Here is a 13,051-nt window from a genome sequence, read left to right on the forward strand (position 1 = left end):
CAGATCTAAAAGGTTTGTAAATACAAATCCTTTACCCTAACTGTTCTACTTCTTTATGATTACGAATCGTTTCAAACCATGTATATAGTTGCTGATATGTGCTATAAACCAATTCTTTTTCTAATTGTAAGTGGTTCATTTTCTCACGATATGTGTTCGATTCAATTAAATCACGCTTTTGTTTTTTGTCTGCCATAAAAATGACGCCATCTTTTATTGTAACAAATTCTAACTCAAAAAACACCTGTGTCATAAAATTTACTGTATCTTTTGACCAACCTTTATGACGACATAGTTGTTCTCCATATTGTCTTAAAGAAAATGGTGTTTTTTGGTTTAAGAAAGAATAATACCATTTAAAGTGTTCTCTCGTAGGAACTGTACTAAATAAGTGGTTATTCTCTTGATAAAATAGCGTATAAATTCGCGCTGGGAATCCTGCCTTAAATAACTCACGTAATTCATCGGTTCCTTTTGGTAAATCAAGTAACACGATATATTGATCATCTAAATGCGTTACTTCTGAAGCATGCATGAGCTTTTCTTTATAGCTCTCTAAAGAAAATTTATTCAATACCTCTTCAGAAAAATACACCATTGTTATTTTTTCTTTCGGAAGTTCTGCTAAATTTGCTTCTGCATTACGCATACTACGCCAATCAAATAATTGCCACGCCTCTACAGCAATATCTTGTACCATTAGTTGTGGCTTCTTAAAATTATTCCATTCATTGATGGATGCTTCTCCTATTACAGATACTTTTGCAACTGGAGAGATTTCTTTAGCATATGCACCAAAACCAAATCCAATTGTATCCAGTGTTGCTTGTCCATCACGAAGAGCCATTTTTAAATGAGAACCATCTGATCCGATTGCGCGAATGCTTTCTAACTCTGCATCTTTTACTGCAATACGTGGTTTCGGATTTCCAATACCAAACGGGGCTAGTTTTTGCATATCTTCAATTGCCGCTAGCGTTACATCCTCTACTTTGCAAAAAACATCAACTGCTGTAATTGGAATAAAATCTTCTTCTGTTAAAATCGCATCTGCTTGTTCATTTAATCGGCGACGTAATTCATCTACATCATTCATATGTAGCGTCATTCCCGCTGCCATCGGATGCCCTCCGAAGTGTGGCAATAACTCTCTACAATCTGATAAGTTTGCAAACAAATCAAATCCTGCAATACTACGTGCTGAGCCTTTTGCTGTTTCTTTTATAGGATCGATGCTTAATACAATCGTCGGACGATAAAAACGTTCAACTAATTTAGAAGCAACAATTCCAATTACCCCTGGGTTCCAGCCTTCTTTTGCAAGTACTAATACTTTGTTTTCTTCTGGCGGGAATTTATTTTCAACTTCAGCGATAGCTTCTTCTGTAATTTGCTTTACAATATCTTTTCGCAGTTTGTTCAGCTCATCAATTTCTTCGGCCAACTCTTTCGCTTCCTCTGGATCATCTGATAATAAAAGGTGTACAGCCGGCGCAGCATCTTCTAAACGCCCAACCGCATTAATACGAGGTGCAATTGAGAAGCCAATACTCTCTTCTGTAATTTCACTTTGCGAAACGTTAGCAACTTTAAACAATGCCTTCAAACCAATATTTCTCGTCATACGCATATGTTTTAAACCGCGTTTCACTAGCAACCTATTTTCACCATGAAGTGATACTAAATCGGCTACTGTACCGATTACTGCAATCTCTAATAAATGTTCTGGTACACGGCCTAATAGTGCATGCGCAACTTTAAACGCAACACCTACACCAGCTAAATAGTGAAACGGATATACGCCACCTTCTAATTTCGGATGTATAATCGCAAGCGCTTCTGGCAATTCTGGCGGTGGCTCATGGTGATCTGTAATAATTAGATCTATTCCAAGCTCTTTCGCTACATTCGCTTCATGTACTGCTGCGATGCCAGTGTCGACAGTAATAATCAGTGAGAAACCTGCACTATGCGCCCAACGAAATGCTTCTTCGTTCGGTCCATACCCTTCTGTAAAACGATTTGGAATGTAAAATTCTACTTCTGCACCTAATTCTTGAAGAGCAAGATATAAAACCGTCGTACTACTTACTCCGTCCGCATCGTAATCACCAAATATTAATATTTGCTCTCCATTTTGAATCGCCTTATTTACACGTTCTACCGTTCTATCCATTCCTTCTAATAAAAATGGATCATGAAATTCTTGATTTTCTGTATTTAAAAAATCTAAAATCTTATCTTCTGTATCTAGTCCTCTACCGAGGAATAATGAAACGACAAGTGGCGATAACTGTAATTTACTTGCTAATTCACTCACTCGCTCGTCATTATATTTTTTTTCTTTCCAACGCGTCTTCGGTTGTAACACGAAATCACCCCTTAACCTGTTCATTATACAAGACAGATTAAGGGGTGACAATATAATGCAAACTACGATGCAATATCTATATACTAAAATGTTAATGATGTTTAATTTGGAGAATACGGATTTATATGTACGAATACATTTTGTACATTATCTTGTTTCATAAGTATTTCTTTCACATGTTTTCCAATACGGTGTCCTTCTTCTACGGTAATGTATGGATCTACAGACACTTTAATATCGACAATAACATAATGACCATGCTCCCGTGCATATAAAGAACCAATTTTTTTCACACCATCTACTTGAAGAACGGCCTCTCTAAGCGGAATAACATCCTCCTCATGAAGAACATGGTCAAGCGTTGCATGAATTGCTTCCGCTCCAATGCTCCATGCCATTTTTACAACAAGAAGTGAAACAACTAATCCTGCAATCGGATCAGCATATACGAGCCAGTCTATACCAAACTTACCACCGATTATAGCTGCACAAATACCGATTAAAGCTGCAATTGAAGAAAATACATCCGAACGGTGCTCATATGCATTTGCAATAATTGCATCACTGTTTACTCTTTTCCCTAATCGGAATTTATATTGAAACATTCCTTCTTTCACGACGATTGAAAGAACAACAGCAAATATCGTAATTCCTTTCGGCGGTTCTAGTTCTTGCGAAAAAGCTTTTATAGACGAAATCGCGATTTCAAGTCCCACAATAAATAATAATACCGCAACAATAATCGCTGAAATCGATTCCGCTTTACCATGACCATACGGATGATCCTCATCAGGTGGCTGCTTTGCCGCTCGCAGTCCAAAAAGTACAGCTAGCGAACCTATTACATCTGATGCAGAATGCACGGCATCCGCTAATAACGCTTTACTGTTCCCAATATAACCAATTACCGCCTTTACAATCGCTAATATAATATTACCAACGATCCCGACAATAGCACCAAACTCGGCCTGTTTAAAACGTTCATCTTTTTCCATAATTAAAATCCCTTCTTTTCTTAACCTATCTTTTTATTTTAACAAAAACAGCGATAACACCACCACTTTCTTCCATCTTCTTTCTGTTAAAAAGTTGCTATCTTATTGTATCCACAAACGAAAAAAGAGATGCCTCATAAAGAGACATCATCTTTTCTATACTTGCGGTTCAGATTCTACTTTCTCAACCTTCTTCTTGTTTTTTCCCTTTTTCAAACGACGGTTTTCAAGCATTAACCAAATTTGAGAGGCAACGAAAACAGAAGAGTACGTACCTACAATTAATCCAACAAGTAACGCAAACGAGAAGTTACGTAGTGACTCACTACCGAAGATAAGCAGTGCAATTACTGGGAATAACACTGTTAATACGGTGTTAATCGAGCGACCAAGCGTTTGGCGAATACTTGCATTTACGATTTCTTCTAGATCTTTTATATCGCGCACTCGTTTTTTCTGTTTGTATAATTCACGGTTTCTATCAAATGTAACAATCGAGTCATTAATAGAATAACCGATGATTGTTAACACTGCAGCGATAAACGTTAAGTCTACCTCTAGTTGGAAAATACTAAACATAACAACCATAACGAAAGCGTCATGTAATAATGCAAGTACTGCAGATAACGCATACGTAAATCGGAATCGAATACTTACGTATAAAATGATAACCGCAGAAGCAATCAGTACAGCGATAAATGCATTTCGTGCAATTTCTTTACCGATTGTCGGTGAAACTGTACTTATGTTTGGATCTGTACCATATTTATCGTGGAAGAATGTTTTTGTTTTCGCAATTTCATCTTTTGATAAAACACCTAATGTACGAACTGCGAAACCTTTATTGTCATCTCCAGTCGGTACAATATTTTCTTCCTTCACATCAATGTTCAATTCTTTAAAATCTTTATGAACATCAGACACCGTAACGGCTTGTTTTGATTGCAAGTCAATACGTGTACCACTTGCAAAGTCAATACCAAGATTCAATTTGAAAATTGGTAAGATAATTGCACCCGCAATTACAACTACAATCGAGAAGATAAGGAATTTATGACCGATATTTACGAAGTTAATACGATCAAATCTCGTTGGCGGATGTACTACACCTTTTGTTAATGGAATAATATCCTTTTGTTTCACACCAAAATATCCTGGTTTTTTATCAAAGTAACGGCTCTTTACAAGTAAACCTAGTAAGAAACGAGTACCGAATACGTTCGTAATAAAACCAACTAAAATACTTACGATTAAACTTGTTGCGAATCCTTTTACAGAGCTATTACCATAAACGAATAACACACCAGCTGCCGCAAGAGTTGTAACGTTTGCATCTAGAATTGTTGCTAATGAACGATGGTTACCAGCGCGGAATGCCGACATCATGGACTTACCAATTTTCAACTCTTCTTTCAGTCTCTCGTACGTAATAATATTCGCATCAACTGCGATACCTACTCCAAGCACTAACGCCGCAATACCTGGCAACGTAAGAACTGCATGCATCCAGTTAAAGACAAGTAATGTAACGAAAATGTATAAACCTAACATAATAACCGCTACAAGTCCTGGTAAACGGTAGAATACAAGCATAAATAAGAAAATAAGAGCGATACCAATCGCACTAGCGAAAATCGTTTGCTCTAACGCTTGTTGACCAAACTTCGCTCCAACAGATGTTGAATACATTTCTTTTAAATCAACAGGAAGTGCACCTGCATTTAATAAAGATGAAAGTTGTTTCGCACTTTCAACTGTGAAGTTTCCACCTACGATAGATACTTCAGCTTGGTTAAATACTTGGTTTACTGTTGCTGCTGATAAGAACTTCGGATTCGGTTTTGCAGATTCTGCTTTGTACGAATCTTTTCCTTCTTCAAAATCAAGCCAAATTACCATTAAATTCGTTGGTGGTGGCATTTTTGAAATTTTTTCAGTTACTTCACGGAATTTTTCAGCGCTCTTTAGTGTAAGACCTACGCTCGCACGGCCTTGCTCATCAAATGTTTGCTTCGCTCCGCCGCCTTTTAAATCCGTTCCGTCCATAAGAAGATTATCATCTACATCACGGAATGTTAATTTCGCTTGTGTTGATAACATTTCACGTGCTTTTTGCTGATCTTGTACACCAGCAAGCTGTACACGAATTCGATCTTGCCCTTCGATTTGAATGTTCGGCTCACTTACACCGAGAACATTGACACGATTCTCAAGAGCACCTACTGTACTTACAAGTACGTCTCGATCGATTTTGTCACCTTTTTTGGCTGGTTTTACTTCATACAGAATTTCAAAACCACCGCGAAGGTCTAGTCCTAGACTAATTCCTTTTGCTATGTCTTTTCCTGCCGCACCAATTACTCCACCGATTAATAAAACGATGAGGAAAAAGGCGGCAATTCTCGTACCACGCTTTGCCATATGTACCCTCTTTCCGCTACTAACACTTTAAATAAATCTCTTACGATTCACTTTTACACGTGTGCATACGTCTAGTTAGTAGACTTCCTTTCTATAATTTTGCTAGCTCATCACTAGCTGTGCCGGTACGTTTTCACGATACCTGCACTTTCATTATTTGTTTTCTCTCTTCACTACCTCCTTTATATATGATCTTAGACATAATTATTTCCTGATTATCAATACCTATCATTATACTGCAAAAGGAAGAACAAACCAATTGCAGTCGGTTATTTATTTTCATATTCATCAAATGACCAAAGTGGCGCTTGATATGCTTCAACAGTTAAATATGTCATATATTCATTAGCACTTACTGTTAATACGTCATTAACTAATTCATACAATCTAACATCGCTGTCTATCTTCTTCCACTTTTTTACTTTAAGAAACTTCCAAATGTCATCATCTGTCACTCTGTCGTAGCCGAACATTTGAAACTCTTCTACTTTACTTTCTAAAACGACTTGTAACTGTCCGCGGTATGATTCTACCAAAGCCTCTCTATCTAACATCTATAACATCTCCTTCTTATTTCGCACGAAAAGTCGCTTTTATTCCCGCTCTAATGGACAGCAATAACTACTTTCAAGAGCACTATCATATTTCACTCTCTTAAATGCTTGTCATTCTTGTCTCGTACGTGCATATAAATTATTGTAAATCATTCCATTGATTTTGAGAAGGTAGGAGAAGAACATGACGAGACAAAGCTTTTTAAAAGGCGCATTTATTTTAATGATAGCCGGCTTTATTACAAAAATACTCGGCTTTATCAACCGCATAGTAATGGCACGTATTTTGGGAGAAGAAGGCGTTGGTCTTTATATGATGGCCGTTCCTACATTCATTTTAGCAATTACATTGACACAAATTGGTCTTCCTGTCGCAATCGCAAAATTTGTAGCAGAAGCGGAAGCTGTGAACGATAAACAAAGAGTTAAAAAAATATTAACCGTATCACTAGCTGTTACATCCGTTATTAGTATCATTTTAACAATCGGAATTATGTTCCTCACACCTATTTTAGCAAAAACATTATTAACCGACGAAAGAACGTACTATCCATTAATGGCCATTTTGCCCGTTGTTCCTGTTATTGCTGTTTCTTCTGTTTTGCGTGGTTATTTTCAAGGGAAACAAAACATGAAACCTAGCGCTTATGCGCAAGTTCTAGAACAAGTCGTCCGCATTACCATTATTGCTATATGCATTCAATTATTTTTACCTTACGGCATAGAATACGCTGCAGCCGGCGCTATGTTATCAGCTGTTCTCGGTGAAGTTGCATCGTTATTATTTTTACTCACGTTATTTCAGCGAGAAAAACATTTATCAATACGCTCTGGATTTTTTACTACTGTAAAGGAAAGCAAAGGGACATTTTATTCTCTGATGGATATTGCCCTTCCAACTACAGGAAGTCGTTTAATCGGCTCCGTTTCATATTTTTTTGAACCTATTGTCGTTATGCAAAGCTTAGCAATTGCTGGTGTCGCTGCTTCTGTTGCAACTCAGCAATACGGTATATTAAACGGTTATGCATTCCCGCTTCTATCACTACCCGCCTTTATTACATACGCTCTCTCTACAGCGCTCGTCCCTTCTATTAGTGAAGCAATGGCAAAAAGACAACATAAATTAGTGGAGCACCGTTTACAACAAGCACTTCGAATTTCATTAATTACCGGCGGATGGTCTGTCGTTATATTATACGTATTCGCTTCTCCTGTTTTAACTCTTATGTATGGGTCAGACAGTGCAACAGCATTCATTCAACTTCTTGCGCCTTGCTTTTTATTTCATTATTTCCAAAGTCCACTTACCTCTGTTTTGCAAGCTTTAAACTTAGCAAGAGCTGCAATGATGAATACATTTATTGGTGCCATCGTGAAATTAATCGTTATTTTTGTACTAGCATCAAGGCCAGAATTTCAAATGATGGGGGTTGCTCTCGCTATTGCTGCAAATATTGTAACAGTAACATTTCTTCACTACGCTACTGTTTTAAAAAAGATTACATTTACCATTTACGCAAAAGACTATATTTTCGGTGGACTCGCCATCGGTATCGCGGGCGCCTTCGGTTTTTATCTTCATAAATATATTATTTTCTCTCATGCCCTTGGCATACAAACATTATGGGAAATCACTTTAACAACAATTGTTTATATCGTACTTCTCTTCACTTTCAAACTCATTCGAAAAGAAGAGTTAAGTCGTCTCCCTATCATTCGTAAACTTTCATTTTTGAAATAAGTTGAAACTTTAATCAGTGGGGTAATCTCCACTGATTATTAGTTAAACTAATCATTCTTACTCTTTCAAAGGATAAATCTCTAATCTTCTTTTACATCAACAAAAAATTTTCCGTTTTGAAAACTACAGTATAAAATTTGTGTTACATCGTTATAACCTAAGTTTTTTAATTTCTCAATAAGCCATGCATCTGTATGTTCAATCATTTGTAAATGACTAGATTGAATTTCTCCATCAATAATAAGAGGAAGCGTAAACTGCAATGTATCTTGTTTATTTTTTTGTTTTTGAAAGACAGATAACTTCCCAGACGGTTCCAAAATAGCATATTCTATATCCCGAATATCTCCAACTCCTTGTTCCCTTAATTGCATCATTAAATCATCTATATTATAACGTTGCTTTCTCATCTTCTTTTCATCAATCTTTCCCGCGTTTACAAGAATAGCCGGCTCACCTTCTATTAAATGCCGAAAGCGTTGATACTTTAGGGAAATGACTGACAAAATAATTTGGATGCACATAAGAAAAGTCATCGGAACTAATTGATGCCAAAGTGATTTATCGGTATTTTCAATTGCCACTACAGCCATTTCTCCAAGCATAATAAATACGACTAAATCTAATACACTTAGCTCTCCTATCTCACGTTTACCCATAAGACGAAAAATAATTAAGATGATGATATACAAAAGCATTGTCCGTCCAATTATTGATATCCATTCCATTTCTACATCTCCTTTTTTACGTATAGACTCCCCTATAAAAAAGAAACTAGTCTAACTTAGACAAAAGGAAAATATGCTTGTATTAAAAAGGGGGAATGCATAAATGGATGGAACGAAAAAATTATCAACTGCAATTGGCTTCGGTATTATTACACTACTAATTCTCGCATCTATTACTAGCATGATTATGGCTCTTTTATTAAAGTTTACGAATATAAACGAAGGGACATTAACCGTTACTATTTTTATACTCGCTCTTTTATCTATGCTTATGTCTGGATTTACTGCCGGCAAAAAGGCTCAAGGGAAAGGTTGGCTAGTAGGTCTCACAACAGGTCTCACGTTCACTATACTCGTTTTTCTAGTTAACTATTTAGGCTTTTCTCAAACTTTATCGAACTCACAATTACTTTATCAATTAGCATTAATGGGGGCGAGTACACTCGGTGGTATTTTCGGTGTAAATATGTCAAAGCAAAGTAACTAAAAAAGGCCCTGCATATTTCATGCAGGGCCTTCCAAATTAGTTTTTCACAACTTCACGAATCGCATTGCGATCGAACGTTAAGTGTGAACCACCAGATTTAATAACAATTTTCGTCTCATCTACTGATTCGATTGTACCGTGTAAACCACCGATTGTTACGATAGCATCACCTTTTGCTAACTCACTTTGCATTTGAGCAACTGCTTTTTGACGTTTTTGTTGCGGGCGAATTAATAAGAAATAGAAAATCGCAAACATCGCAACGATCATAACGATATTCATCATACCTGCATTCATCTTTTGTTCCTCCTTTTAAATTATGTATTAGAAGTTTTTAGCATTCGGTTTATTAAAGCCATACTGTTCAAAGAACTCTTCGCGGAAATCGCCAAGACGGTCTTCACGAATAGCTTGTCTCACCTGCTCCATTAAGTTTAACAGAAAATGAAGGTTGTGATAAGACGTTAAACGAATTCCGAACGTTTCATCACATTTCATTAAGTGACGAATGTACGCACGAGAGTAGTTTTTACATGTGTAGCAATCACAGTTTGGATCAAGCGGACCGAAGTCCCTTGCGAATTTCGCATTTTTTACAACGAGGCGACCTTCACTTGTCATACATGTACCATTTCGAGCGATACGAGTTGGAAGTACGCAGTCAAACATATCAATACCACGAATTGCGCCATCGATTAACGAGTCAGGAGAACCTACACCCATTAAGTAACGAGGCTTATTATCTGGAAGAAGTGGTGTTGTAAACTCAAGAACACGGTTCATAATATCTTTCGGTTCACCAACAGATAAACCACCTACAGCGTAACCAGGGAAGTCCATTGAAACAAGATCTTTCGCACTTTGACGACGAAGCTCTTCGTACTCCCCGCCCTGTACAATACCGAATAAACCTTGATCTTGCGGACGTTCATGCGCTTTTAAGCAACGTTCTGCCCAGCGGCTCGTACGCTCTACAGATTTCTTCATATATTCAAAAGTAGCTGGGAATGGTGGACACTCATCAAATGCCATCATAATATCTGAACCTAATGCATTTTGGATTTCCATCGCTTTTTCTGGTGATAAGAATAATTTATCTCCATTTAAGTGATTGCGGAAGTGAACGCCTTCCTCTTCAATACGACGGAAGTCACTTAAACTGAATACTTGGAAACCACCAGAGTCTGTTAAGATTGCACGATCCCAGTTCATAAATTTATGCAAGCCGCCTGCTTCACGAATAATTTCATGACCTGGACGTAGCCATAAATGATACGTATTACTTAAAATAATGCCAGAATCCATTGCTTTTAATTCTTCTGGTGACATTGTCTTAACTGTTGCAAGTGTACCAACTGGCATAAATGTTGGTGTATCAAATGAACCGTGCGGCGTATGCACACGACCTAAACGGGCACCCGTTTGTTTACATGTCTTAATAAATTCATAACGAATTGCTGTCATAACTTACTCCTTTTATTTGTTTCTCATTTTAGCGTGAGATGCAACGAACATTGCATCACCGAAGCTAAAGAAACGATATTTTTCTTTTACTGCTTCATTATAAGCATGAAGTACATTATCTCTATTTGCAAATGCACTTACAAGCATAATTAATGTTGATTTCGGTAAATGGAAGTTTGTAATTAAACCATCAATTGCTTTAAATTCATATCCCGGATACATGAAAATATCTGTCCATCCAGAAGCGGCGCAAAGCTTACCTTCATGATCTGTTGCAATTGTTTCTAACGTACGAGTTGATGTCGTACCTACAGTAATAATACGTCCACCATTCTCTTTCACACGATTTAATAATGCCGCTGTCTCTTCAGACATATGATAATATTCTGCGTGCATATGGTGTTCTTCAATCGTGTCTGCAGAAACTGGTCTAAATGTTCCAAGTCCTACGTGAAGTGTAATGAATGCTAACTGAACGCCTTTTAGCTTTAACTTCTCAAGTAACTCTTCTGTAAAGTGAAGTCCCGCAGTCGGCGCTGCTGCTGAACCGATTTCTTTCGCATATACTGTTTGATAGCGATCGCGATCTTCTAGTGTCTCTTTAATATATGGAGGAAGTGGCATTTCCCCAAGTTCATCTAAAATTTCATAGAAGATGCCGTCATATGAAAATTCAAGCTGACGTCCACCTTGATCTGCAGTTCCTGTGCAAGTTGCTTTTAATTTCCCTTCGCCAAAAGAGATAACAGTTCCTTCTTTTACACGTTTCGCTGGCTTTACAAGCGTTTCCCACTTATCACCTTCTTCTTGTTTTAAAAGAAGTACTTCAATGTGCGCGCCTGTATCTTCTTTCACACCGTGCAAACGAGCAGGCATAACTTTCGTTTCATTTAAAACTAAGCAATCCCCCTCATGTAAGTAAGAAAGAATATCCGTAAAATGTTTATGCTCAATATCACCTGTTTCACGGTCTAACACCATTAATCTTGATGTTTCACGCTCTTCTAACGGGACTTGTGCAATAAGTTCTTCTGGTAAATGAAAATCAAACAGATTTATATCCATAGCTATATCCACCTATTTCTTATTTAAATCGATTTATTATATACATAATAAAAGATAATACAATACTTAACACAATACATGTAATGATAGGAAAATAAAAGGTAACGTTTCCTTTTTTCACAAAAATATCGCCTGGAAGCCTTCCAAGGAACTTCCAAGCTAATCCAACAACGATGAGTAAGATCCCGGCTGTAATAAGCAGCTTTGGCATCTCCGTCATACTTTTGGTATCTCCATTCCGAAATGTTCATACGCAAGCGGCGTTACAATTCGGCCCCTCGGCGTTCGTTGTAAAAAGCCAATTTGTAATAAATACGGCTCATACACATCTTCAATCGTATGAGATTCTTCTCCAATTGTTGCTGAAACCGTTTCTAATCCAACTGGACCGCCACGGAATTTCTCAATAATACCAAGCAGTAATTTATGATCAATATGATCTAGACCTAATTTATCTACTTGCAGTAGCTCTAATGCCATTTGTGTAATTTCCATCGTAACCGTTCCATTACCACGAACTTGTGCGAAATCACGTACACGTCTTAAAAGACGATTCGCAATACGAGGTGTACCACGAGCACGTCTTGCAATTTCTAATGCAGCTAACGAATCGATTTCAACTTCAAATACTTCTGCTGTACGTTCAACAATCGCAGAAAGCTGATCTACTGTGTAGTACTCTAACCTTGAAAGTACACCGAAGCGGTCACGAAGCGGTGCCGATAATGCTCCAGCACGTGTTGTTGCTCCAACTAATGTAAATGGCGGTAAATCTAGGCGTACAGAACGTGCTGAAGGCCCTTTTCCAATTACAATATCAAGGCAAAAGTCTTCCATCGCAGGATACAATACTTCTTCAATTGATCTATGCAAACGATGAATTTCATCAATAAATAATACATCACCTGGCTGAAGCGCTGTTAATACAGCAGCTAAATCTCCTGGTCTTTCAATTGCGGGACCTGAAGTTGTTCTAACATTAACGCCCATCTCATTGGCAATAATATTCGCAAGCGTCGTTTTACCAAGACCTGGTGGTCCATATAAAAGCACGTGATCTAACGTTTCTTCACGCATTTTCGCCGCTTCAATAAATACTTCTAAATTATGTTTCGCTTTATCTTGGCCAATATACTGACGGAGCGTCTGTGGCCGTAATGAATATTCTAAATCCGCATCTTCATATGCAGATTCCCCTGAAAGGAGACGTTCGTCCATTATA

Annotated in this window: 12 protein-coding genes; 2 read left to right on the forward strand and 10 right to left on the reverse strand. The window is 37.5% G+C overall.

Annotated features, from left to right (window positions below; genetic code table 11):
* Nucleotides 1-31: 31 nt before the first annotated feature.
* From recJ to N2V80_RS22075, 4 genes are all read right to left on the reverse strand, one after another.
* Nucleotides 32-2,371, reverse strand: coding sequence for a single-stranded-DNA-specific exonuclease RecJ (gene recJ, locus N2V80_RS22060; RefSeq protein ID WP_000941282.1), 2,340 nt, complete (start codon nt 2,369-2,371; stop codon nt 32-34).
* A gap of 101 nt (nt 2,372-2,472) precedes the next feature.
* Nucleotides 2,473-3,366, reverse strand: coding sequence for a cation diffusion facilitator family transporter (locus N2V80_RS22065; protein WP_000409741.1), 894 nt, complete (start codon nt 3,364-3,366; stop codon nt 2,473-2,475).
* A gap of 156 nt (nt 3,367-3,522) precedes the next feature.
* On the reverse strand, nt 3,523-5,787 hold the full coding sequence (secDF, locus tag N2V80_RS22070; RefSeq protein ID WP_001119065.1) for a protein translocase subunit SecDF: 2,265 nt from the start codon (nt 5,785-5,787) through the stop codon (nt 3,523-3,525).
* A gap of 269 nt (nt 5,788-6,056) precedes the next feature.
* The gene (locus N2V80_RS22075) at nt 6,057-6,341 is read right to left on the reverse strand and encodes a post-transcriptional regulator (RefSeq protein WP_000886978.1); all 285 of its coding nucleotides are present in this window, start codon (nt 6,339-6,341) and stop codon (nt 6,057-6,059) included.
* A 184-nt stretch (nt 6,342-6,525) separates the two neighbouring features.
* On the opposite strand from N2V80_RS22075, the gene spoVB reads away from it, so the two are divergent.
* Nucleotides 6,526-8,085, forward strand: coding sequence for a stage V sporulation protein B (spoVB, locus tag N2V80_RS22080; RefSeq protein WP_000198300.1), 1,560 nt, complete (start codon nt 6,526-6,528; stop codon nt 8,083-8,085).
* An 80-nt stretch (nt 8,086-8,165) separates the two neighbouring features.
* Here the strand turns inward: spoVB and N2V80_RS22085 are convergent, their stop codons facing one another.
* Nucleotides 8,166-8,813: a DUF421 domain-containing protein gene (locus N2V80_RS22085; RefSeq protein ID WP_061654497.1), complete on the reverse strand. Its 648-nt coding sequence runs from the start codon at nt 8,811-8,813 to the stop codon at nt 8,166-8,168.
* A gap of 103 nt (nt 8,814-8,916) precedes the next feature.
* Between N2V80_RS22085 and N2V80_RS22090 the strand changes: the two genes are divergently transcribed.
* Nucleotides 8,917-9,300 (forward strand): TIGR04086 family membrane protein, encoded by a 384-nt coding sequence (locus N2V80_RS22090; protein WP_000349131.1) that lies wholly within the window; start codon nt 8,917-8,919, stop codon nt 9,298-9,300.
* Between the two features lie 36 nt (nt 9,301-9,336).
* Here the strand turns inward: N2V80_RS22090 and yajC are convergent, their stop codons facing one another.
* The 5 genes from yajC to ruvB are packed head-to-tail and all read right to left on the reverse strand — an operon-like array spanning nt 9,337 to nt 13,047.
* The gene (gene yajC / locus N2V80_RS22095) at nt 9,337-9,597 is read right to left on the reverse strand and encodes a preprotein translocase subunit YajC (RefSeq protein ID WP_000991115.1); all 261 of its coding nucleotides are present in this window, start codon (nt 9,595-9,597) and stop codon (nt 9,337-9,339) included.
* A gap of 27 nt (nt 9,598-9,624) precedes the next feature.
* Complete coding sequence (gene tgt / locus N2V80_RS22100) at nt 9,625-10,764, reverse strand: tRNA guanosine(34) transglycosylase Tgt (RefSeq protein ID WP_000125365.1); 1,140 nt, start codon at nt 10,762-10,764, stop codon at nt 9,625-9,627.
* 12 nt (nt 10,765-10,776) lie between these two features.
* Nucleotides 10,777-11,829: a tRNA preQ1(34) S-adenosylmethionine ribosyltransferase-isomerase QueA gene (queA, locus tag N2V80_RS22105; RefSeq protein ID WP_000354027.1), complete on the reverse strand. Its 1,053-nt coding sequence runs from the start codon at nt 11,827-11,829 to the stop codon at nt 10,777-10,779.
* A gap of 19 nt (nt 11,830-11,848) precedes the next feature.
* Nucleotides 11,849-12,049, reverse strand: coding sequence for a DUF2905 domain-containing protein (locus tag N2V80_RS22110; protein WP_000138164.1), 201 nt, complete (start codon nt 12,047-12,049; stop codon nt 11,849-11,851).
* Complete coding sequence (gene ruvB / locus N2V80_RS22115; RefSeq protein WP_000344449.1) at nt 12,046-13,047, reverse strand: Holliday junction branch migration DNA helicase RuvB; 1,002 nt, start codon at nt 13,045-13,047, stop codon at nt 12,046-12,048. Before ruvB ends, N2V80_RS22110 begins: the two co-directional genes overlap by 4 nt.
* Nucleotides 13,048-13,051: the final 4 nt, after the last annotated feature.

It is taken from the genome of Bacillus sp. FSL W8-0640, assembly GCF_038007725.1.
GTDB lineage: Bacteria > Bacillota > Bacilli > Bacillales > Bacillaceae_G > Bacillus_A > Bacillus_A cereus.

Excerpts from the sequence above, each read along its gene's own strand:
- N2V80_RS22065 (WP_000409741.1), bottom strand. The coding sequence starts at position 3,366 with ATGGAAAAAGATGAACGTTTTAAACAGGCCGAGTTTGGTGCTATTGTC.
- secDF (WP_001119065.1), bottom strand. The coding sequence starts at position 5,787 with ATGGCAAAGCGTGGTACGAGAATTGCCGCCTTTTTCCTCATCGTTTTA.
- N2V80_RS22075 (WP_000886978.1), bottom strand. The coding sequence starts at position 6,341 with ATGTTAGATAGAGAGGCTTTGGTAGAATCATACCGCGGACAGTTACAA.
- spoVB (WP_000198300.1), top strand. The coding sequence starts at position 6,526 with ATGACGAGACAAAGCTTTTTAAAAGGCGCATTTATTTTAATGATAGCC.
- N2V80_RS22085 (WP_061654497.1), bottom strand. The coding sequence starts at position 8,813 with ATGGAATGGATATCAATAATTGGACGGACAATGCTTTTGTATATCATC.
- N2V80_RS22090 (WP_000349131.1), top strand. The coding sequence starts at position 8,917 with ATGGATGGAACGAAAAAATTATCAACTGCAATTGGCTTCGGTATTATT.
- yajC (WP_000991115.1), bottom strand. The coding sequence starts at position 9,597 with ATGAATGCAGGTATGATGAATATCGTTATGATCGTTGCGATGTTTGCG.
- tgt (WP_000125365.1), bottom strand. The coding sequence starts at position 10,764 with ATGACAGCAATTCGTTATGAATTTATTAAGACATGTAAACAAACGGGT.
- queA (WP_000354027.1), bottom strand. The coding sequence starts at position 11,829 with ATGGATATAAATCTGTTTGATTTTCATTTACCAGAAGAACTTATTGCA.
- N2V80_RS22110 (WP_000138164.1), bottom strand. The coding sequence starts at position 12,049 with ATGACGGAGATGCCAAAGCTGCTTATTACAGCCGGGATCTTACTCATC.
- ruvB (WP_000344449.1), bottom strand. The coding sequence starts at position 13,047 with ATGGACGAACGTCTCCTTTCAGGGGAATCTGCATATGAAGATGCGGAT.